This is a genomic window from Herbaspirillum frisingense GSF30, assembly GCF_000300975.2.
In the GTDB taxonomy this organism is placed as follows: domain Bacteria; phylum Pseudomonadota; class Gammaproteobacteria; order Burkholderiales; family Burkholderiaceae_D; genus Herbaspirillum; species Herbaspirillum frisingense.
Genome location: NZ_AEEC02000018.1, coordinates 95,303 through 116,035 on the forward strand (window position 1 = coordinate 95,303; position 20,733 = coordinate 116,035).

Consider the following 20,733-nt stretch of genomic DNA (forward strand, 5'->3'; position numbering starts at 1 on the left):
ATCATGGAAACCAACAACACACAACCCCTGAATACCGGCAACAACGCCGTCGCCAAGACATCCTCCGGCCGCCTGCATCCGCTGATGGCTGGCGCTGCCGTGGCCGTGATCCTGGTCAGCCTCATCGGCGTGGCCGCCATGACCGGCCTGCTGCCCAACTCCAAGAGCGAGAATTCCCCGCAGCAGCTGGCGGCGCTGGATCAGAACGCGCAAGCCCCGGGCGCACCCGCCAATGCCCTGACCGCACAGCAGCAAGCCCAGCGCGCCCCGTCCTATCAACCGCAGCAATCGGCCTATCCGACCCAGGCTGCAGCGCCCGCAGTACAGCGCGCCCCGGCGATCTGCAATAGCTGCGGTGAAGTGGTCGGCGTGCGCGCCGTGCGCCATGCCGCCCCCACCAGCGGCGTCGGCATCGCCGGTGGTGCCGTGGTCGGCGGCCTGCTGGGCAACCAGATCGGCGGCGGTACCGGTCGCACCCTGGCCACCATCGCCGGCGCGGTCGGCGGTGGCTATGCCGGCAATGAAGTGGAAAAGAACGTGCGCGCCACCACCAGCTATGTGGTCGACGTGCGCATGGAAAACGGCAAGACCCGCAGCTTCCCCCAGAGCAATGAAAACTGGCGCGTCGGCGACCAGGTACGCGTGGTCAACGGCCATCTGGAAGGTCGCGGCTGATCCGACTCCCCTGATCACTCCGTCTCATCAGCCAGCCCTTCGCACTCCGGTGCGAGGGGCTTTTTCTTGTCGGTCAAAACCTGCACCTTCGTACATTTGCCAACTATTGTTGCCCATTGGAAAATAATAGTGAACCAAAAGGCAAGTGTTGTGCACCAACAGCAGTGTTATGACGTTAACGTGTCATGATTCGGAAATATTCCTGCCGGTTGGCAAGACCTGACTCCCCTCAGCCGGCACAGTAAGAATGTTCTTGATAAACGCTGGAAACATTTGGCGCCGGCAGTTAGACTTCCGCAAAAACTTACCGCCAGGATGGCAGCGGAATTGGTACTCGGGAAACAGAACGCGACAAGCGTCGGCCCGCTTACTCGTATTGAACGGGGGGCGAACGATTCGCCAAGACGCGCCAGACCGGCGCGAATGCGTTTGAAGATTTATGGACTCACAGTCATCCACCGACAGCAGCACGCTGGTCTCCGAGGCCCGCAACGATGACCGCCACGGCGGTCCCCACAAGGATCATGCGGTCATCCTGCTGCATGGCCTGTGCGGTTCCCAGCTCGAAATGGGCTCGATCCCCAAGCAGCTCAAGAAAGCCGGCTGCACCGTCATCCCGCTGACCATCGACAACTATTCCGCTGCGCTGACCAACCCGCGCGTCTCACCCGACTGGGAAGCCTGGTGCGCCGTGGTCGAAAGCCGCGTGGCCCGGCTCAAGGAAGAATTCAGGACCGTCTCGCTGTGCGGCCTTTCCATGGGCGCCACGCTGGCCCTGGCGGTGGCCGCCCGCAGCAAGGACCTGCTTTCCGTGGTGCTGCTCTCGCCGGTGCTGCAATACGACGGCTGGTCGGTGCCCTGGTACTGGAAACTGTTGACCGTGGTCTATGAGATGGGCTTTCGCAACTGGTCCTACAAGGAAAGCGAACCCTACGGTATCAAGAACTACGAAATGCGCCGCCGCGTCGCCGCTGCCCTGGAAAAGGATGGCGTGGCCGCCGTCGGCGCCGCCTCCATCCCGGCCCGCCACCTGCGCGCCGCCCTGCGCATGATCGCCTTCGTGCGCAAATCGCTGCCGCTGGTGCGTACCGACACCCTGATCATCCATTCCATCGACGACGAAACCGCTTCCCCGCGCAATGCCGAGGTGATCCTGCAACACATCAATGCCGAGGTCCGCAAGGTGATCTGGCTGGGCGATTGCTATCACATCATCACCGTGGACAATGAGCGCGAAATCGTGACCAACGAGACCGTGATGTTCATCAAGCGCAGCATCGAGATCCACGGCAACGAATTGAGCCGCAAGTACCTGGGCCATTCCTCGCCGCTCAAGGATCGCCGTCACTAGGGCCTGCTGCGCCGATACAACAGGGCCGACCTTGCCTTGAAAAAACGGTCCTGGTCAGCCTTTTGAAAGACTGGATTCTTAACATGAGCATATTGCGCGACCGCGCAATGTAAACGAAGATGGACACGACGCACCACCCTGCCAAAGCCCTCATGAGCCTGATCAAATTGAAGAACGCCAAGAGCTGGCGTCCGCAAGGCTTCCGCCCGCTGTATGTCAGCGCGTTCGGATTCGTTGCGGCCTTCGGCTTGCGCTATGCACTGGCGCCCTTCGTGGACGAGGCGCTGTCGATGGTGTTCTTCGCCGTCAACTGCATCGTCATGAGCTACCTGTTCGGCTGCGTGTATTCGCTGGGATTGCTGACCATCAGCATCCCCACGGCCATGTTCTTCTTCCGCAAGCCCTTCTATACGATGGATGGCCTCAACGACAAGGACGTCTTCATGATCCTGGTCTACACCATCATCGTGGTGACCGCCTCGGTGATCATCGAATGGCTGCAGCGCGAGCGTTATGCGGCCGTGCTGCAACAGCGCGTATCGGAAACCCGCTACCGCCTGCTGATCGAGTCCGATCAGGCGCGCCGTGCCGAATACAGTCGCCAGTTCGAGAGCAGCGCCAGCGAACAGGCCTGAGTGACAGCTCCATCGACCTGATCATCCCGGCCTGATCAACCTTCAGGCCAGTCCTGCCTCACAGGCCTCGCGCATCCAGGCTATCCACGCAAGCCGGCATCAGGAAGCCCCTGATACCCACGGTCGCCGGCCCCTCCTAAGATGAGCCCATACCAGCACATCTCGCCAAGGAGGCCGCCATGTCCCTGACCCATCACCTGCCCCGCATCCTCGTCATCGATGCCGACCTCGATGCCATCGAAATGGCCCGCTTCACGCTCTGGCGCAACCAGCTGCCCTGCCAGTTCGAATGGTTCGACGATGCCGAACTGGCCAATGCCTCCCTGCTTACGCAAGCCCTGTGCCGCGCCCGCGACCTGCCTACGCTGATCCTGCTGGACCCGCGCAGCTTCCCCGGCACTGAAGGCTACGAGCTGCTGCGCACGCTGTGTGTGTACCAGACGCTGGCGCACATCCCCCTGGTCTTGTTTACCGCTGCGCCCCTGTCCAGCGATTTCGCCCGCGAACAGGACAGCCGCATCTGGTACGCCGCCAAGCCGCAACGTGCCAACGATTACATGGAACTGGTCACCCAGTGCGTGCAGCAACGTCTGCATCAGCCAGAACCCTTCTGATCACCTATCCCTTGCCGGCACGGCGCAACACCTGCGCCAGACGCCGGATCAGCGGCGCAAACTGCTCGGAAGAAGTATTGCCATACCCGATCACCAGGCCATTGCTGGCAGCCTGGCGCGGCTGTGCCGAAAACGACGACAAGGCCCCCACATTCATCCCCGCCGCCCGCGCCGCCGTGCTGACGACGGTATCCTGCCAGTCCAGCGGCAAGCGCACCGTCAGGTGCAGACCGCTATCGCCGCCCCATACCTCATACCCGGGCAGATGTGCCTGCAAGGCCTCCCGCAGCGCCTGCTGGCGTTCGCGATAGAGGCGCCGCATGCGGCCTAGATGACGCGCGAACTGGCCGCCGGCCATGAATTCGGCCAACGCCAGCTGCTCCAGCCGATGCCCACCGCGCAGCAACTCCGCCAGTGCCGGCCAGGCCCCCGCACCCGCCGATTGCGGCAGCACCAGGAAACCGATGCGCAGCCCCGGGAACAAGGTCTTGCTGAAGGTGCCCACATACAACACGGGTGCATCCGGCACCAGCCCCTGCATGGCGGGCACCGGGTGGCCGCGGTGCCGGAACTCGCTGTCGTAGTCGTCCTCGATGATCCAGGCCCCGCACTCACGCGCCCGGGCGATCAGTTCCAGCCGGCGCGGCAAGGACAGCACCGCGCCGGTCGGATATTGATGGGATGGCGTCACATGCACCAATCGCGGCGGGCTGCGCCAGGCGCGCGCAGGAATGACGATGCCCTCGCCATCGACCGGCATCGACCGGATCTTCAGGTCGCCGGCATGGAAGGCAGCGCGTACGCCGCCATAGCCCGGGTCTTCCAGCCAGGCGCGCTCGCCGGGGTTGGCGAACAAGCGCACGCACAAGGACAAGGCCCCCTGCGCGCCCTCGGTCAACACCACCTGGGCCGCCTCGCAGCGCACACCCCGCGCCACCCGCAGATATTGCGCAATGGCCTCGCGCAGGGCCGGCTCGCCCAGCGGATCGCCATACGCCAGCGCCATCGGCCCGGCCCGCTTCAGGGCCCGCTCCTGGGCGCGCAGCCAGGCGTTGAGCGGAAAACGGTTCAGCGCCGGCATACCCGGCGTGAGCGGCAGGGTCCGGTCCCCGGCGTCGCGCGTGGGCGTCATGGTCGACACGCGGTGCGACTGGCGTGTGCTGTCCGGGCGAGATGGCTGGACGAACCGGGTCGCCGCCCCCGCCAGCGCGGCAACACGGGTCCCCTGGCGATCGGCGCGGGCATAGCCTTCGGCCACCAGTTGTTCGTACACCGCCAGCACGGTATTGCGCGCTACCTGCAACTCCGCGCACAGGCTGCGGGTGGCGGGCAGGCGACTGCCCGGCGGCAGTTGTCCATCGAGGATGGCGCGCTTGAAGCGGGCCAGCAGCTGCTGCTGGCGTGAGCCCGCGGCAGCATCCGAATCCAATGGCGTGCTCAGCAGGGAAACGGAAGATGTCGTCACAGTCATTGCAGTCATCACGGCCAGGTTTCGTGGCCCCATCAAATGTGTGGTCTTTGGCACTTCTGATGATGCCACGAAAGCGCTATCTTGGAGCTTCTCTCGCCCACCTGGATGCCAACGTGAACCACTCCACCGCCACCCGCCGCAACGAATACCAGCAAGACATCGGCCCCGCCCTGCCCGACTGGCAGGCGCGCCCTCGGCCGTCAGCACAGACCCTGCAGGGCCGCTACTGCCGGCTGGAACGCATCAATCTCGCGCGCCACGGGGCAGCACTGTATGCCGCCTTCGCCGAGGCCGCCGATGGCCGCGACTGGACCTACATGATGAGCGGCCCCTTCCCGGATGAGGCCAGCTACCTGCACCAGGCCGAACTGATGCAGGCCAGCCGGGACCCGCTGCATTACGTGGTGATCGACCAGGCCACTGGACGGGCCCTGGGCAGCATGGCCCTGATGCGCATCGAACCGGCGCACGGCGTGATCGAGGTCGGCCACATCGCCTTCTCACCACAGCTCAAGCGCAGCCGCGTGGCCACCGAGGCACACTACCTGCTGATGCGCCATGTCTTCGAAGACCTCGGTTATCGCCGCTACGAATGGAAGTGCGACAGCCTTAATGGGCCTTCGCGCCGAGCGGCGCAGCGGCTGGGCTTCTGTTTCGAGGGCATCTTCCGGCAAGCGGTGGTGTATCGCGGTCGCAGTCGCGATACCGCATGGTTCTCCATCATCGATGGCCAGTGGCCGCAGCTGCGCCAGGCTTTCCACTGCTGGCTGCAGCCCGACAATTTCGATACCGAGGGCCGGCAACGGCAGGCATTGTCGACACTGACTGCACCAGCTACACCGACCACACCCACCGCACCCTCAGGGAACTGACGCCACTCCTCAGGAGCGCGCACTGAGCTGCTTGAGCTCCCACAGCGCCTCCAGTACGTGGCGCGTGGCCGGTTCCGGCGGGCCGGCGCGATGGGCGATGCCCAAGGGCCGCCATAGCGCCGGGCGCAGCGGGCGCATCACGATGCGCGGGTCCGGCGGCACAGCACGGCCCTGGGCACCGGCTTCGTGCGGCAGCAGGGTGGCGCCATAACCGGCCGCCACCAGGCTCTTGATGGCATCGTTGAAATTGAGTTCGATGCGCGGCAAAGGATGCTCCCCGCCGCTGGCGAACCATTCCGTGGTCAGGCGCGAGAGCCGCGTCTCGGGCGCATTCAGGATCAGCGGCTGCGCCGCCAGCCAGGACGGCGTCACCACCCTTGGCACCTGCCACGCCGCTGGCAGGAAGGCCATCACCGGGTCGCGCCGCCAGGGCTTGACCGTCAGGCCGCCCACCGGGGCCTGCGGCAGGGCCACCAGGCCGATGTCCAGCGTCCCTTCCACCAGTTGCGCCAGCGTCTCCTGCGAGGTCAGGATGCGCACCTGCACATCGATGCCCGGATGTTGCTGCCCCAGACGTTCCAGCACCTGTGGCAACAGATAGGCAATGGCGCCGGTGGAGGCTCCCAGGCGCACCCGTCCGGCCAGGCCCTGCACCTGCCGCTGCACTTCTTCCAGCGCCTGATCGGCCGCCGCCAGCAACTGCCGCGCCCGCGCCACCAGCGTGGCGCCGATGCCCGATGGCCGCACCTGGCTGCGCTGGCGCAGCAGCAAGGGCGCGCCGATGCGCGCTTCCAGTTCGCTGATGTGCAGGCTCACCGTGGGCGGTGCCAGGTTCAGGGTGCGCGCCGCAGCGGCGAAGGAACCCAGGTCGGCGATGGCGACCAGGGTACGCAGGCGATCCAGGTTGAGTTCACGCATGAAATGGCTCCGGCATCAGCAACGACAGTGGAAACAGCAACAGGAACGAACACCGCACCTTCAGTAAAACTGAACGATCTCTTTGCGATATTCAACTTTTCCAATTATACGTTTTGTCGCACCATGCAAGGCATCGGCATTCCCGCGCCATGCCAGGGCCAGGGCGAAGTCCCTCGCCACCGCTTCCATCCGGGCGCGCCCACTGCTTGCAGCTGACCGGAGTACACCATGAGCAACCCTCCTCTGATCTTCATCGACGGCGACCAAGGCACCACCGGTCTCCTGATCCACGAACGCCTGCGCGACCGCAAGGACCTGCGCATCCTGACCCTGCCGGCAGCCGAGCGCAAGGATGCGCAGCGGCGCGCCGAAGCCATCAACAGCGCCGACATCGCCCTGCTGTGCCTGCCCGACGCTGCGGCCCGCGAAGCGGTGGCGCTGATCGAGAACCCCCGCGTGCGCGTCATCGATGCCAGCTCGGCCCATCGCACCAGCCCGGGCTGGGTGTATGGCTTCCCCGAGATGACGCCGGAACAGCCCCAGGCCATTGCCAACGCCCACCGCATCAGCAACCCCGGTTGCTATCCGACCGGCGCCATCGCGCTGCTGCGCCCGCTGGTACAAGCCGGACTGGTACCGGCCGACTACCCGCTGAGCATCCACGCCGTCTCCGGTTACTCCGGTGGCGGTCGGCCGCAGGTAGAGCAATACGAAGGACCGGAAGCCGCCAGCGCCGCGCCCTTCGTGCTGTACGGCCTGGGCCTGCAGCACAAGCATCCACCGGAAATGCAGCTGCACGCCGGATTGACGCAACGGCCGATCTTCCTGCCCGCCTATGGCGCTTTCCGCCAGGGCATCGTGCTCTCCATCGCACTGCAGACCCGCTTGCTACCGGCCGGTGCCAGCCTAGAGTCGCTGCGCGCCGCACTGCAGCGCCACTACGCCGGGGCGCGCCACGTCAAGGTACTGGATGCCGAACAGAGTGCCGCCACGGCCCAGCTTGATCCGACCCGCCACAACGGCAGCAATGACATGACCCTGGGCGTATTCGGCAACCCGGCCGAAGGCCACATCCTGCTGTGCGCGGTCTTTGACAACCTGGGCAAGGGTGCATCGGGCGCCGCCGTACAGAACCTGGACCTGCTGCTGGCAGCCGCCTGACTCGCGTATTGATGCGGCGTGCAGCCCCGACCAACAAGGCCGGAGGCGGGGCGCAATTCCCCACGAGCGCCCTGCCCTCGCCGCATCACTCGTAAAACGGTTTAAAGGCCTGCTCTGCTGCACGGCAGGAATGGTCAGGCTGTGGCATCATTCGTGACTTGATTCGCCACCACAAACTGCAGGCGTCGGCTCCCCCTTGATTCGGCTGCCGCCCCGCTTCAAAGCAAGATGTCCACCACTCTAGGCGCAATAGCGTGCAAGTATCTCGACGCCACCATCAAGCTGACCCCGGTATTACGTACTGACGGCAAGTGGACGGCGTTCGTCCATATCGACTTCCCGGATCGCACCACCCACGAATTCGGCGACTTCAAGCCAGGCAACTCCAAGATGGAAGCCTTGCAGAATGCCGTCACGGCTGCCGAGAACTACGTCGTCAATCGCAAGAAGAAATAGACTGGCCGGAATCACCGTCCCCAAAGCAAAACGGCCTGCATTGCTGCAGGCCGCCCGGTGCGCAGGTCCATCCCGAACGGGATGGGAGCAATGCAATCAGTTCATCTTGACGCCGGCAGCTTCGCTTTCCTTGTAGATCGCATCGATCAGGTCCTGCCCCACCCGTGAGGCCATGCTCTTGTGTACCGGCAGCAGTGCGCGGCGCCACTCGGCCTTCTCCTGTTCGGAAAGGGTGTAGACCTTGGTCTTGCCGCTGGCCTTGATGGCGGCCAGGGCATCGTCATTTTCCTTCTGGGCGATGGTATTGGCGTAGACCGTGGCTTCCTTCATGGCCCCTTCGAGCTGGCCGCGCACATCGGCCGGCAAGGCCTCCCAGAACTTCTTGTTGACGATCACGGCGTAACCGATATACCCATGGTCGGACACGGTCAAGTTGGACTGCACCTCATGCATCTTCTGCGTGTAGACATTGGAGGGCGTGTTCTCGCTGCCATCCACCACCCCGGTCTGCATGGCCTGGTACACCTCGGAAAACGCCAGCACCTGCGGATTGGCCTTCAATGCCCGGAACTGCTCGTCCAACACCTTGGAGGACTGGATGCGCATCTTCAGCGCCCGGAAGTCCGCCACCTTGTGCAGCGGCCGGTTGGCCGTCATCACCTTCATGCCGTTATCCCAGTAGGCCAGGCCCTTGATGCCCTTGCCTTCCAGCTTCTGGAACAGGCCCTGCCCGATCGGCCCCTCGGTCACGCGCTTCAACACTTCCTTGTTGGGGAAGATATAGGGCAGGTCGAACACCTCGAACTCCTTGGCCCCCAGCGGCCCGAACTTGGCCAGGGACGGCGCCAGCATCTGCACCGAACCCAGCTGCAGCGCCTCCAGCTCTTCCTTGTCCTTGTAGAGGGTGCTGTTGGGATAGACCTCGACCTTGACACGGCCGTTGGTCGCCTTCTCCGCCAGTTCCTTGAAGCGTTCCGCGCCCTTGCCCTTGGGCGTGTCGTTGGCCACCACGTGACTGAACTTGATGACGATGGGCTGTTGCGCCAGTGCTGCCGTGGTCGACAGGCTCAGCGTGGCGAAGGCGCAGGCGGTCAGTGCCGCCCGCATTGTGATGATGGTCATGCGTGTCTCCTCCGGGTGAAGCCGGGGGCCGATGACCTCGGCCCCCGGCGTTAAAAGACGATCAGGTCGCGCAGCCCCTCCCCGCTATGCAGGCGGTCGAAACCGCGGTTGATGTCGGCCAGCGCCAGGCGCTCGCCCATGAGCTTGTCCACCGGCAGGCGGCCGGCCTGGTACAGGCCGATGTAGCGCGGGATATCGCGCACCGGCACGCAGGAGCCGATATAGCTGCCCTTGACGGTGCGTTCCTCGGCCACCAGGCTGACCTGCTGCAGCGCCCAGTTCTGGTTCGGTGCAGGCAGGCCGGCCGTGATCGTCATGCCGCCACGGCGGGTCATGCGGTAGGCCGCTTCCATGGCCTGCACCGAGCCGGCCATCTCGAAGGCGTAATCGACGCCGCCCTTGGTGAGTTCCTTGACCTTAGCCACCGCATCCGGGTCACGGGCATTCACGGTGGCTGTAGCGCCCAGCGCACGCGCCACTTCCAGCTTGCTGTCGTGCAGGTCCACCGCGATCACTTCGCGCGCGCCGGAGGCCAGCGCGCCCAGCATCGCGCACAGGCCCACGCCGCCCAGCCCCAGCACCGCCGCCGTAGTACCGGCCTTGACCTCGGCGGTATTGACCGCTGCGCCCACGCCGGTCAGCACCGCGCACCCGAACAGGGCCGCCTCGACCGGATCGATATCAGCCTCGATCTTCACGCAGGAGCGGCGCGAGACCACCGCATGATCGGCAAAGGCCGACACCCCGAGGTGGTGATGCACCGCCTGGGTCTTGTCACGCAGACGGCGCTGGCCCGACAGCAGCTCACCCACGGTATTGGTGGCGGCGCCCGGCTCGCACAGCGCCGGCCGCCCTTCCATGCAGGGCAGGCAGTGGCCGCAGCTAGGCACGAAGACCAGCACCACCAGATCGCCGGCACGCAGGTCGGTCACGCCGCTACCCACTTGCACCACCTCGGCCGAAGCCTCGTGGCCCAGCGCCATGGGCACCGGCCGCGGACGCACACCGGTGATCACCGACAGGTCCGAATGGCACAGGCCGGCGGCCTTCATCTTCACCAGCACCTCGCCGGGGCCGGGCGGGTCAAGATCGAGTTCTTCGATCTTCAGCGGCTGGCTCACGGCAAACGGATGCGCATCGGTCATCTCGCGCAATACGGCGGCCTGGATTTTCATGTGGTCGTCTCCCTCTGGTTGGAAAACGTCTAGGTTACACGAGCCGCTGTGCCTCAATCGGACAACAGGCCAGCCTGATGCAGGAATTTCTCGGCCTGCAGGATCACCGGCTTGTCGATCATCTTGCCCTCCAGCGAAATGGCACCGCCATCGCTGGCGCGCACCACCGCCATCACGGCGGTGGCCCAGGCCAGCTCCTGCTCGCTGGGCATGAAGCCACGCCGCACACCTTCCACCTGGCGCGGATGGATGCACAGCTTGGCGCCAAAACCCAGCCGGCGCGCGCGCTGCACCATGCGTGCCAGAAAGGCGTCGTCATTGAAATCGGTGGTCACGCCATCGATGGGCGGGGCAATGCCCCCCAGGCGCGAGGCCATCACCATCTCGATGCGGAAGTGCGTCAGCTCCTCCTCTTCTGGACCGCACTGCATGCCCAGATCGACCTGCGCATCGATGGAACCGAAGGCCAACCGCTGCACGCCCGGCACCGCCGCAATCTCGCGCATGGCCGCCAGACCGGCGGCACTCTCGATGAGCGCGATCAGGCCGCGCCCGGGACCCAGCCGACGCGCAATCGCCGACAGGCTCTTGGGCTCTTCCGCCTTGGGCAATACGATGCCGGCCATGGACAGTGCCGAAAACGTCATCAGGTCCTCGCCATGCCAGACCGTATCGGCGGCATTGATGCGCACCCACAGGCGTGGCTGCGGCCCCTGTTCGCGCAGCCAGCGCGCCAGGGTCTCGCGGGCCTGCTCCTTCTGCCGCAGGGCCACGGCATCTTCCAGATCGACGATGACGGCATCGGCACCACTGTCCAGGGCCTTGACATAGCGCTCCGGGCGATTGGCCGGCACGAACAGAAAACTGCTGGCCGTGGCAATCTGCGGCGCCATCACACGGCTCCCCGTTCGCGCAGCGTGGCGATGGCCGCCGCGTCATAACCCAAGCCACCGAGAATGGCGTCGGTATGCTCCCCCAGTGCCGGGATGGGGTCCATGCGGTAGTCATAGCTATCGTTGGCGCCTGGCGGCAGCAGCGCGGCCACCTTGCCGGCCGGCGTATCGACCTCTGCCCAGCGCTGGCGCGCCGCCAGTTGCGGATGCTGCCACAGGTCGCCCATGCCATTGACGCGGGCATTGGCGATCTGCGCCCGGTCCAGCCGCGCCACCACCTGCTCGGCGGTCATGCCGGCGAACATGTCCAGGATCAGCTGACGCAGCACATCGCGATGTTCGTGGCGGCGCGAGTTGCTCGAGAAGCGCGCATCGCCGGCCAGCGCAGCATCCTCCAGCACCACCTCGCAGAAGACCTTCCATTCGCGCTCGTTCTGGAGACCCAGCATCACGGTCTTGCCATCGCCCGCCGCAAAGGGGCCATAGGGATAGATGGTGGCGTGCTCGGCGCCGGAGCGCTGCGGCGCCCCCGCACCCTGATAGGCATAGTAGAGCGGAAAACTCATCCACTCGGTCAGTGCCTCCAGCATGGACAGGTCGATGTGACTGCCGCGTCCATCGCGCCCACGCTTGATCAGCGCGGCCAGGATGTTGGAATAGGCATACATGCCAGCGGCGATGTCGGCAATCGAGCAACCGGCCTTGACCACCTCATCACGCGTCCCCGTCACCGAGAGAAAACCAGCCTCGCTCTGGATCAGCAGGTCATAGGCCTTCTTGTCGCGATAGGGGCCATCCTCGCCGTAACCGGAAATATCGCAGACGATCAGGCGCGGATGTTTCTCCTGCAGCACCGCGGCCGACAGGCCCAGCCCGGCCGCCGCCCCCGGCGCCAGGTTTTGCACCAACACGTCGGCCTCCTGCAGCAACTGGTCGATGATGCGCTTGCCCTCTTCGTCCTTGAGATTCAAGCTGAGGCTTTCCTTGGAACGATTGGTCCAGACGAAGTGCGACGACAGACCATGCACACGGGTGTCGTACCCCCGCGCAAAATCGCCCACGCCGGGCCGTTCGATCTTGATCACCCGGGCCCCCAGGTCGGCCAGCTGGCGCGTGCAGAACGGCGCGGCAATGGCATGCTCCAGGCTGACCACGGTAATACCCTCCAGCGGGCGGTTGGCTTGTGACATGGCGCTTCCTCGGTCGATGGGCAGGTGCAGAAAAACAGGTTCAGAACGAGCGCGGCAAGCCCAGGATGTGCTCGGCCACGTAGGAGAAGATCAGGTTGGTCGAGATCGGCGCCACCTGGTACAGGCGCGTTTCGCGGAACTTGCGCTCGACGTCGTATTCGCAGGCGAAGCCAAAGCCACCGTGGGTCTGCAGGCAGACATTGGCCGCCTCCCACGATGCCTTGGCCGCCAGGTACTTGGCCATGTTGGCCTGGGCACCGCAGGCCTGGCGCGCATCGAACAGCTCACAGGCCTTGTAGCGCATCAGGTTGGCGGCCTCGATCTCGATGAAGGCATCGGCAATGGGGAACTGCACGCCCTGGTTCTTGCCGATGGGGCGGTCGAACACCACACGCTCATTGGCGTATTGCGTGGCCTTGTCGATGAACCAGTAGCCATCGCCGATGCATTCGGCCGCGATCAGGGTGCGCTCGGCATTGAGGCCGTCGAGGATGTACTTGAAGCCTATCCCTTCCTCGCCGATCAGGTTCTCGGCCGGGATGTCCAGGTTGTCGAAGAAGAGTTCATTGGTCTCGTGGTTGACCATGTTGAGGATGGGCCGCACTTCCATGCCATGGCCGATGGCCTCCTTGAGATCGACGATGAAGATGGACATGCCCTCGGACTTCTTCTTCACCTGGTCCAGCGGCGTGGTTCGCGCCAGCAGGATCATCAGGTCCGAATGCTGGATGCGCGAGATCCACACCTTCTGGCCGTTGACCACGTAGCGGTCGCCCTTCTTGACCGCCACCGTCTTGATGCGCGTGGTATCGGTGCCGGTGGTGGGCTCGGTCACGCCCATGGACTGCAGGCGCAATTCGCCGGTGGCGATCCTGGGCAGGTAGAGCTGTTTCTGCGCCTCGGAGCCATGCCGCAACAGCGTGCCCATGTTGTACATCTGCCCGTGGCAGGCACCGGAATTGCCGCCGGTGCGGTTGATCTCTTCCATGATGACCGAGGCTTCGGTCAGGCCCAGGCCGGAACCGCCATACTCCTGCGGGATCAGCGCGGCCATCCAGCCGGCGCGGGTCAGGGCATCGACGAACTGCTCGGGATAGCCGCGCGCTTCATCGACCTTGCGCCAGTATTCCGGGGGGAAGGTATTGCACAGATCGCGCACGGCATCGCGCAGATCGCCATAAGCGTCATTGGGCGCCTGATAGGACATGGATGGGTCTCCGAAAAAAGTCTCTGTCGTCAGGCCAGGATGGCCTCGGCCTGCATGGCCAGTTCACCGCGTTCGTTCTGCGCCCAGAGTTCGGCGCTGCGACCATCGGCGGCCAGCCGGCCGCACAGCGTAAAGGGCTCGGTATCGAACAGGCTGCCCACGGCGCGGAAATTGAACTCGCGCAGCACCGCCTGCGGCATCTCACGCGCCAGCAGATCGGCCAGCAGCGTGGCGATCAGCGGCCCGTGTACGATGAGGCCCGGATAGCCCTCCACGCCGGTCACGTAACTGCGGTCATAGTGGATGCGATGCCCATTGAAGGTCAGCGCCGAATAGCGGAACAGCAGTACCGGATCGGGCAGCACCCGGCGACGCCATTGCGCCCCCTCCGGCGCGCTCTTGGGAACCACGGCCACCGCGCCCGGCTGGGGCAGGTCGCGATAGACGATGTCGTGTTCCTCACTCAGGCAGAGCCGGCCTTCGTGGCTGATCTCGTGACGCACGGTCACGAAGGCCAGCGCGCCGGTGCGGCCCTGCTTGACATCGATGCTGGCAATGCGCGAGCGCTTCTGCGCCGTCACACCGATAGGCAGCGGTGCGGCGAACTGCAGTCGCCCGCCGGCCCACATGCGGCGCGGCAAAGGCACCGGCGGCAGGAAGCCGCCCCGCTGCGGATGACCATCGACACCCACTTCGGACTGACGGCAGATGCTCCAGAAATAGATCCAGTGCCACAGCGGTGGCAAGGCATCGCCGGCACGCGGCTGGCGCGGACCATCAAGGGTCGCCGCCAGGGCCGCAGCGCTCACAGGGTTGATGAGGTCTTGATGGGTTTCGGTCTTGTCCAGCCATTGCCGTAACAGGGTGAGATCGAGATCGGGGTGGGCCATGTCTCCTCGCTTGCTCTTCGTTTATTGGCCGCAAGTCTGTCGTGCCAGGAGGACAAGAACAATCTCTCATTTTGGAAGGGGGGCTTTCGTAAAACTGAAGTCAGCGCTGCAGCCGGCACAGGACCGGACATGTGGCGGCGCAACAAGCAAAGCCCGCCAGCGTCACTGCAAATCGGCGTAACATGAAGACCGTTCACGCGCCACGCCTACGTGTGTGTGTAAGGGTGCGCCCTCCCCTCAACGACCGCCGGAAACTGCCATGCTTTTCGACCTGACCGACCTGCGCCTGTTCATCCTCATCGCCGAGCTCAATAGCTTGACCCGCAGCGCCGAGCGCATGAACCTCTCGCTGGCCGCCACCAGCAACCGCATCAAGGAACTGGAGGCGCGCTTCGGCACCCGTCTGCTCTACCGCGAAAGCAAGGGCGTGCAACTCACGCCTGCCGGCCATACCCTGCTGCACCATGCGCAACTGTTCATGCAGCAGGTCGAGCACCTCAAGAGCGACATGCAGCAGTACAACAACGGCATCAAGGGTTACATCCGCATCTTCGCCAACACCACCGCCGTGACCGAGTTCATGCCGGAGATCCTGGGCAAGTTCCTGGCCATCCATCCGCAGGTCAACGTGGCGCTGGAAGAACGGCTGAACCACGACATCCTGCGTGGCATCCAGGAAGGCACGGCCGACATCGGCATCGTCGCCGGCCCGGTGCAGGGCGAGGGATTGCAGATACTGAATTTCTCCACCGACCGCCTGGTCCTGGCCACCGCGCTGGAACACCCGCTGGCCGGCGCCGGCAGCATCCCCTTCCTCGACACGCTGGAGTACGAACACATCGGCCTGCACGAAGGCAGCACCCTGCACCACTTCCTCAACAAGATCGTCTCCGAACATGGCCAGCGATTGAAGCTGCGCATCCAGGTGCGCAGCTTCGAAGCCATGTGCCGCATGATAGAAACCAATGTCGGCATCGGCATCGTCCCGCGCTCGGCGGCACAACGGCATCAGCAGACCATGCAATTGGCGGTGGTGGAATTGAGCGATCCGTGGAGCGTGCGCGAGCGCAGCATGGTGTTCCAGAACATCGACACGCTCTCACCGCATGCGCGCAATCTGGTCGACTTCATCCGCGAGCAGATGAGCCAGGGCACGGACGACGACAAGGTCGTCCTCCTGAACACCGAAAAGGCCGAAAAGACCGAAAGTACCGAAAAGAAATCCGCCGCGCGCCAGAAGAAGACAGCCTGACCGGATCAGCCGGCGATCATCATCCACAACGACAGCAGCAGCAAGGCGCCGCAGAACAGGATGCGCAGGCGCCGCTCCGGCAGATGGTGCGCCAGCGCAACGCCCCAGGAAATACTGAGCACGCCGCCCAGCGCCATGGGGATGCCCACCGTCCAGTCCACGTGACCGGCGTGCGCATAGGTCCACAGCGCCACCAGGGTCCCGGGCGTGACCATGGCCAGCCCCAGCCCCTGCGCAGCTGTCTGCGTGGCCCCGAAGAAGGCCGTCAGCAGCGGCACCGCCACGATCGCCCCACCCACGCTGAAGAAGCCCGCCGACGCTCCCGCCGACAACCCCACCAGCGGAATATAGCGACGCCCCAGCCGCAGCGAAGTCTGCATCTCGCGCTTGCCGCGCAACAGCGTCCACAGGTAATACAGCGCCAGAAGCCCCATGAAGAGCGCAAAGCAGAAATGCAGCTTGCGCGCATCCATCACCGTAGCCAGCCGTGCCGAGAAATACGTCGCCACCACCGCCGGCCCGCACATCATCGCCGCCGCACTCCACTCGATCCGGTTGCGCTGCTTGTAGCGCCAGAAGGCGATGACCACGTTGGGCACGATCATCACCAGCGCCGTCCCCTGCGCCAGCTGCTGGTCCATCCCGTACAGATAACCCAGTACCGGAATGGCGATGAGCCCGCCACCGATCCCGAACAGACCGCCCATGGCACCCAGCACACCGCCGAGCAGAAAGTTGACTACGCACGAGAAAAACAAGGAAGCCGTCATCGGTGTAAAGTGATGCCTCTGCCGCCGGGCTGCAATCAGTAGCGAAAGCGGCGGCAGCATCGAAAGATAAAAAAGGAGACTGACATGAGCGGCGTCATCGTGTTTGCGCTGGAGATGGGCGTAGTCGCCATCATTGCGCTGGCCATCTACATGGTGATGAAGAAATAGCGCCCCTGATCAGGTCCGACAGTGTAGCGCAGCCCGCCCCTGCTGTCCCGGCGGGCCTGCGCCCTACCATGCCAACCCCTCAGCAAAGGAAGAAACGATGGATTTGAAACTCAAAGGCAAGACCGCGCTCGTGTGCGCATCCAGCAAAGGTCTGGGCCGCGCCTGCGCGCTGTCGCTGGCGCGTGAAGGCGTGCACGTGACCATGCTGGCACGCGGAAGCGAAGCGCTGGAAGCCGCTGCCGCCGAGATCCGTGCCGAAGTCGCCGCCACCGGCGCGACCATCACCACCGTGGCCTGCGACATCACCACCCCCGAAGGCCGCGCCCTGGCCCTGGCCGCCTGCCCGGCACCGGACATCCTGGTCACCAACGCCGGCGGCCCCAAGCCCGGCGACTTCCGCGACTGGACCCGGGACGACTGGATCGCCGCCGTGGATGCCAACATGCTCACCCCCATCGAGCTCATCAAGGCGACCGTCGACGGCATGATCGCCCGCCGCTTCGGCCGCATCGTCAACATCACCTCCAGCGCGGTGCGCGCACCGATCGACATCCTGGGCCTCTCCAACGGCGCCCGCTCCGGCCTGACCGGCTTTGTCGCCGGCCTGTCCCGCAAGACCGTGGCCCACAACGTCACGATCAACAACCTCCTGCCCGGCCCCTTCGAAACCGACCGCCTGCGCTCCACCGCCACTGGCGCCGCGCAGGAGAGCGGCCGCACCGTGGACGAAGTCCTGGCCGAACGCCGCAAGCTCAACCCGTCGGGGCGCTTTGGTGACCCGGCCGAGTTCGGCGACGCCTGCGCCTACCTCTGCAGCGCGCAAGCCGGTTTCATTACCGGTCAGAACCTGCTGATGGATGGCGGGGCTTATCCGGGAACGTTCTGATTGGGCTTGCTGCCTATGGGCTGGCGGCCGCAACAGCGCCAGATGAGCGGCATCTGCTTGCATCGCGGAAAGAGGTGGATGCAAAGAAATTGATGTGATGTATAATGCGGCCCTCGTGCGACAGGCAACGCCCTGTCGCATCGCAAGGAGGTTTGGGTGAGTGGTTTAAACCAGCAGTCTTGAAAACTGCCGACGGGGTGACCCGTCCGTGAGTTCGAATCTCACAGCCTCCGCCAAGACGCTTTATAGAACGGGCCTTTCAGGCCCGTTTATCATTTCTACCCACAAATTCACCCACAAACTAAAGCGTGGTAGCAAGGCGCTCATACGCCAACTTGCTTGACGAGATCGCCAGGCGCAAGAGAATGCCCTTATCCACCTCCTTGAACAGAGGAGGATTTGTAATGACCCAGCCAAACCTGCTCACCTCAAGCAGCTAAAGCAAACGCCTCAGCCGGTGTCTTCATCCCCAGCGCCTGATGCGACCGGCGGTGGTTATAGAAGCCGATCCAGTCGCCAATGATGCGACTGGCGTGTTGCAATGTTTCGAAGCGATGTCGATGAGCGCATTGCTCCTTTAGGGTTCTGATGACGCGTTCAACCATGCCATTCTGCTGCGGGCAATGCGGCGTGATGAACTCTTGCTGAAGCCCGTAACTGCGGACCAACGCGGTGTAACTACGGCTGGTGAACACCAGGCCGTTATCGGAGCGCAGCAAGAACGGCGCCGTCACGCGACCCAGTGAGCCATAACGCGCGATCAGCGCTTGCTCCAAGGCCGACTCTGCCGTCTTCGACTTGCCCGAACGCGACAGATGCCAGCCCAGTAATTCCCGCGTGTGGCAATCGATCACCAAGGCCAGCACGGCCCAACCATCACGCCCCGTCCAGATCCGGCACAAATCGGTGGCCCAGCGCCGGTCTGGTCCTGTGGCTACCGACGGCAAGGCCTTCACCCTGGGGCGGAAACCAATGGGCCGCTTCTTGACCTGCCAGCCTTTGAGCTGGAAGATCCGCTGCACCGTGTTCTTGTTGAATCCGAGCAGGCCCGCCACCGTGCGATAGCCGAAGGACGGCTCTTCCAGGATCATCTTGCGAATGGGTTCGGTAAAGCGCTCCTGCACCTTGGGCTCAGCCTTCACCGGCTTGTAGTAAGCGCTGCGCCTGGCAATCCCAAACCACGCGCATATCTTGCTGACAGCCACATCGAAACCGTCTTGTTTGAGTCCCTGGCGGATGGTCTCGATTACTTGTCTTCCTCGCCCAACAGGGACGCCAATTTTTTTCTGGCGCGCAGCTCCAGCACGGCTTCTCCATAGGCTTCCTGGAGCTCCTTGAGTTGCCGCTCGTACTGTTCTCTCACATCCAGTGGCTTGGCACGCAGGGCGTTCTCCATCCCTTTGCGGCCTTCATCGACCCATTCTTCGATCTCTGAAGGCGGGATATCAAACGACCGGCTAGCCTCTGCCACCGTCGTCTTTCCCTGGATGATTTCCATCACCAGCGCCGCTTTGCGCTTGGCTGTCCAACGCTTGAATTCTTCTTCCATGACCTTGCTCATTTTGATTTCCTTTCAGGATTATCTACTGAGCAGGTTTTTAGTGGGTCATTACAATGAAAGTCAAGTGTCGCTCTCGCCAAGCATTCCAGCATTTGGGACTGGATCATCAAGTTGGTTTGAAATATTAGCTTCTTTAAAAAGCGTCTTAATGATGCGAGAAAGCCTGGGTTGCTGGTTGTCCTTAATAACCTTCCGGCAGGCCTGAGCAAAATTATCCATCGCTGGTCCAAAATGCGATTCATAGCTACTATTCTGCGCGCACAATTCAACCATCTTCCAACAGAAATTTCTCAGTCTAGAAACGGGCAGAGTTAGCAGAATTCTCTCGAAATCTTCGGCAGTTGCGGAACGTAAAGCTAGTGACTGGCGATCACCCCATCCTTGGTTTGAGGCGATGTACTCACACGCGTCCACTGGTGACGTATTAACGCGCAACTCGGCTTCAACTTCGTCAAACAATTTTTTGATCTCAGGATGCAAAGTTCGTCCAAAGAAATTTGTCAGAACAGAGCTGTTGACAGACGTTTTATCGAAGCTAGCAATGTAATTCCTAAATGCGGCCTCTGCATACTGCTGCCCTCCGGGAAATTCCATCAACGCCTCATGAAACTGGGAGACAAGATACGGACCCAGCAACGGGGATTTTTCAGCCACTTTTTTGGCTTGCTCAAGAAGCTGCTCCTCGGAAGTCTGATAATCCCAAAATAGCGACGACAAAAGCGCGTTGCATTCGTCATGTGCAGCAAAAACACGAGATTCGGATTCAAACCCTTTAATCGTTTCGCCAAGCTTTAGCGTTTCAAGTAAACCTGATTTCAAATACTCGACAACCAGCAATTCAAATTCGGCTGCTTTAGGTGCGACGCCAATCTTTCTGAGCAGTGCTTTCCATCGGTCCTTTTTCTTTTCATCCTCCGATCGATCTTTCCTACTTCCGGACCATTCGTTCCAATCTTGCGGCCCGCCTTGATCGAGAACAAACTGAAAGTCAGGACCTTCTTCGATACCTCGATAATGAATCGCAGAGAGGAGGACGATTGAAGGGAGAACTCGATTTAAAGTGCCTGACGAAAGATCTGCTCTACCCCCTAAAATTCGATTGTTCGCCTTAATTATTTTCTGAATAATGCGAATGTTATTGATGCCGCATATCTTTATCAGCTCGCACAGATGTTCGCCGTATGGTGAAGCGAACGTCTTTCCTGCAATCTCAAAAGCCTCATCGCAAGAGGTTAATAGCCTTAGCTCTTGATCGATAACCTTCTCTCGGAACGTATTCCAAAGATCTCCGCTCGCTTTATCTAGCTTATCGTCGTTCAGAATGAGAAGAACTCGGCACTTATGCTGCTTGGTCATTTCATCGATAAAGCCTAGCAACTCATCCACATCAAGCTTATTGTGCTTGCGTTCGATATCGTCCAGAACAAGTAACTTTTCTCTCAAGATGGCTGGGGCAAGAATTAAGG

General features: G+C 62.8%; 21 protein-coding genes and 1 tRNA gene. 10 read left to right on the forward strand and 12 right to left on the reverse strand.

Translation table 11 applies throughout. The features are described from left to right. The first annotated feature begins 3 nt into the window (after positions 1-3). The 4 genes from HFRIS_RS13960 (at position 4) to HFRIS_RS13975 (ending at position 3,275) form a co-directional block, all read left to right on the forward strand. Complete coding sequence (locus HFRIS_RS13960; protein WP_006464027.1) at positions 4-675, forward strand: glycine zipper 2TM domain-containing protein; 672 nt, start codon at positions 4-6, stop codon at positions 673-675. 439 nt (positions 676-1,114) lie between these two features. Then, positions 1,115-2,026, forward strand: coding sequence for an alpha/beta hydrolase (locus HFRIS_RS13965; RefSeq protein WP_006464028.1), 912 nt, complete (start codon positions 1,115-1,117; stop codon positions 2,024-2,026). 152 nt (positions 2,027-2,178) lie between these two features. Further along, entirely contained in the window at positions 2,179-2,661 is a 483-nt protein-coding gene (locus HFRIS_RS13970) for a DUF4118 domain-containing protein (protein WP_209443015.1), read from the forward strand. 179 nt (positions 2,662-2,840) lie between these two features. Further along, a complete protein-coding gene (locus HFRIS_RS13975) occupies positions 2,841-3,275 on the forward strand; it encodes a response regulator (protein ID WP_006464030.1) in 435 nt (144 codons plus the stop codon). Between the two features lie 4 nt (positions 3,276-3,279). Here HFRIS_RS13975 and pdxR read toward each other — a convergent pair whose 3' ends face one another. Continuing rightward, entirely contained in the window at positions 3,280-4,755 is a 1,476-nt protein-coding gene (gene pdxR / locus HFRIS_RS13980) for a MocR-like pyridoxine biosynthesis transcription factor PdxR (protein ID WP_244436296.1), read from the reverse strand. A 104-nt stretch (positions 4,756-4,859) separates the two neighbouring features. Between pdxR and HFRIS_RS13985 the strand changes: the two genes are divergently transcribed. Beyond that, positions 4,860-5,618, forward strand: coding sequence for a GNAT family N-acetyltransferase (locus HFRIS_RS13985; RefSeq protein ID WP_006464032.1), 759 nt, complete (start codon positions 4,860-4,862; stop codon positions 5,616-5,618). A gap of 9 nt (positions 5,619-5,627) precedes the next feature. Here HFRIS_RS13985 and HFRIS_RS13990 read toward each other — a convergent pair whose 3' ends face one another. Beyond that, on the reverse strand, positions 5,628-6,536 hold the full coding sequence (locus tag HFRIS_RS13990) for a LysR family transcriptional regulator (RefSeq protein ID WP_006464033.1): 909 nt from the start codon (positions 6,534-6,536) through the stop codon (positions 5,628-5,630). A 228-nt stretch (positions 6,537-6,764) separates the two neighbouring features. Here HFRIS_RS13990 and argC point away from each other — a divergent pair, with 228 nt between their 5' ends. Beyond that, entirely contained in the window at positions 6,765-7,697 is a 933-nt protein-coding gene (gene argC / locus HFRIS_RS13995; protein ID WP_006464034.1) for an N-acetyl-gamma-glutamyl-phosphate reductase, read from the forward strand. A 228-nt stretch (positions 7,698-7,925) separates the two neighbouring features. Further along, a complete protein-coding gene (locus HFRIS_RS14000; RefSeq protein ID WP_006464035.1) occupies positions 7,926-8,153 on the forward strand; it encodes a hypothetical protein in 228 nt (75 codons plus the stop codon). Positions 8,154-8,249: 96 nt separating this feature from the next. Here HFRIS_RS14000 and HFRIS_RS14005 read toward each other — a convergent pair whose 3' ends face one another. Genes HFRIS_RS14005 through HFRIS_RS14030 form a run of 6 tightly spaced genes read right to left on the reverse strand, consistent with a single transcriptional unit; the run spans position 8,250 to position 14,630 of the window. After that, positions 8,250-9,275, reverse strand: a complete 1,026-nt coding sequence (locus tag HFRIS_RS14005; protein WP_006464036.1) for a TRAP transporter substrate-binding protein — start codon at positions 9,273-9,275, stop codon at positions 8,250-8,252. Positions 9,276-9,325: 50 nt separating this feature from the next. Next, positions 9,326-10,450, reverse strand: a complete 1,125-nt coding sequence (locus tag HFRIS_RS14010) for a zinc-dependent alcohol dehydrogenase family protein (RefSeq protein ID WP_006464037.1) — start codon at positions 10,448-10,450, stop codon at positions 9,326-9,328. Positions 10,451-10,503: 53 nt separating this feature from the next. Then, on the reverse strand, positions 10,504-11,343 hold the full coding sequence (locus HFRIS_RS14015; RefSeq protein WP_006464038.1) for an HpcH/HpaI aldolase/citrate lyase family protein: 840 nt from the start codon (positions 11,341-11,343) through the stop codon (positions 10,504-10,506). Next, positions 11,343-12,533, reverse strand: a complete 1,191-nt coding sequence (locus tag HFRIS_RS14020; protein ID WP_006464039.1) for a CaiB/BaiF CoA transferase family protein — start codon at positions 12,531-12,533, stop codon at positions 11,343-11,345. The genes HFRIS_RS14015 and HFRIS_RS14020 overlap by 1 nt, the downstream gene beginning before the upstream one ends. A 40-nt stretch (positions 12,534-12,573) precedes the next feature. After that, the gene (locus HFRIS_RS14025) at positions 12,574-13,740 is read right to left on the reverse strand and encodes an acyl-CoA dehydrogenase family protein (RefSeq protein ID WP_006464041.1); all 1,167 of its coding nucleotides are present in this window, start codon (positions 13,738-13,740) and stop codon (positions 12,574-12,576) included. Between the two features lie 29 nt (positions 13,741-13,769). Further along, complete coding sequence (locus HFRIS_RS14030) at positions 13,770-14,630, reverse strand: HTD2 family dehydratase (RefSeq protein ID WP_006464042.1); 861 nt, start codon at positions 14,628-14,630, stop codon at positions 13,770-13,772. A gap of 259 nt (positions 14,631-14,889) precedes the next feature. On the opposite strand from HFRIS_RS14030, the gene HFRIS_RS14035 reads away from it, so the two are divergent. Then, the gene (locus HFRIS_RS14035) at positions 14,890-15,882 is read left to right on the forward strand and encodes a LysR family transcriptional regulator (RefSeq protein ID WP_006464044.1); all 993 of its coding nucleotides are present in this window, start codon (positions 14,890-14,892) and stop codon (positions 15,880-15,882) included. 5 nt (positions 15,883-15,887) lie between these two features. Here HFRIS_RS14035 and HFRIS_RS14040 read toward each other — a convergent pair whose 3' ends face one another. Next, complete coding sequence (locus tag HFRIS_RS14040; RefSeq protein ID WP_006464046.1) at positions 15,888-16,652, reverse strand: sulfite exporter TauE/SafE family protein; 765 nt, start codon at positions 16,650-16,652, stop codon at positions 15,888-15,890. 265 nt (positions 16,653-16,917) lie between these two features. On the opposite strand from HFRIS_RS14040, the gene HFRIS_RS14045 reads away from it, so the two are divergent. Both HFRIS_RS14045 and HFRIS_RS14050 read left to right on the forward strand, forming a co-directional pair. Then, positions 16,918-17,706 carry an SDR family oxidoreductase gene (locus HFRIS_RS14045; protein ID WP_006464048.1) on the forward strand — a complete coding sequence of 263 codons (789 nt, stop codon included), beginning with the start codon at positions 16,918-16,920 and terminating at the stop codon, positions 17,704-17,706. A 146-nt stretch (positions 17,707-17,852) separates the two neighbouring features. Further along, positions 17,853-17,942 (forward strand) — tRNA-Ser (locus tag HFRIS_RS14050). A gap of 192 nt (positions 17,943-18,134) precedes the next feature. Here the strand turns inward: HFRIS_RS14050 and HFRIS_RS14055 are convergent. The 3 genes from HFRIS_RS14055 to HFRIS_RS25445 form a co-directional block, all read right to left on the reverse strand. Then, entirely contained in the window at positions 18,135-18,911 is a 777-nt protein-coding gene (locus HFRIS_RS14055) for an IS3 family transposase (RefSeq protein WP_006464050.1), read from the reverse strand. 41 nt (positions 18,912-18,952) lie between these two features. Beyond that, positions 18,953-19,267 carry a transposase gene (locus tag HFRIS_RS14060; protein WP_006464052.1) on the reverse strand — a complete coding sequence of 105 codons (315 nt, stop codon included), beginning with the start codon at positions 19,265-19,267 and terminating at the stop codon, positions 18,953-18,955. A 60-nt stretch (positions 19,268-19,327) separates the two neighbouring features. Continuing rightward, positions 19,328-20,733: hypothetical protein (locus HFRIS_RS25445; protein WP_006464053.1), on the reverse strand; the 1,406-nt coding region annotated here is incomplete at its 5' end.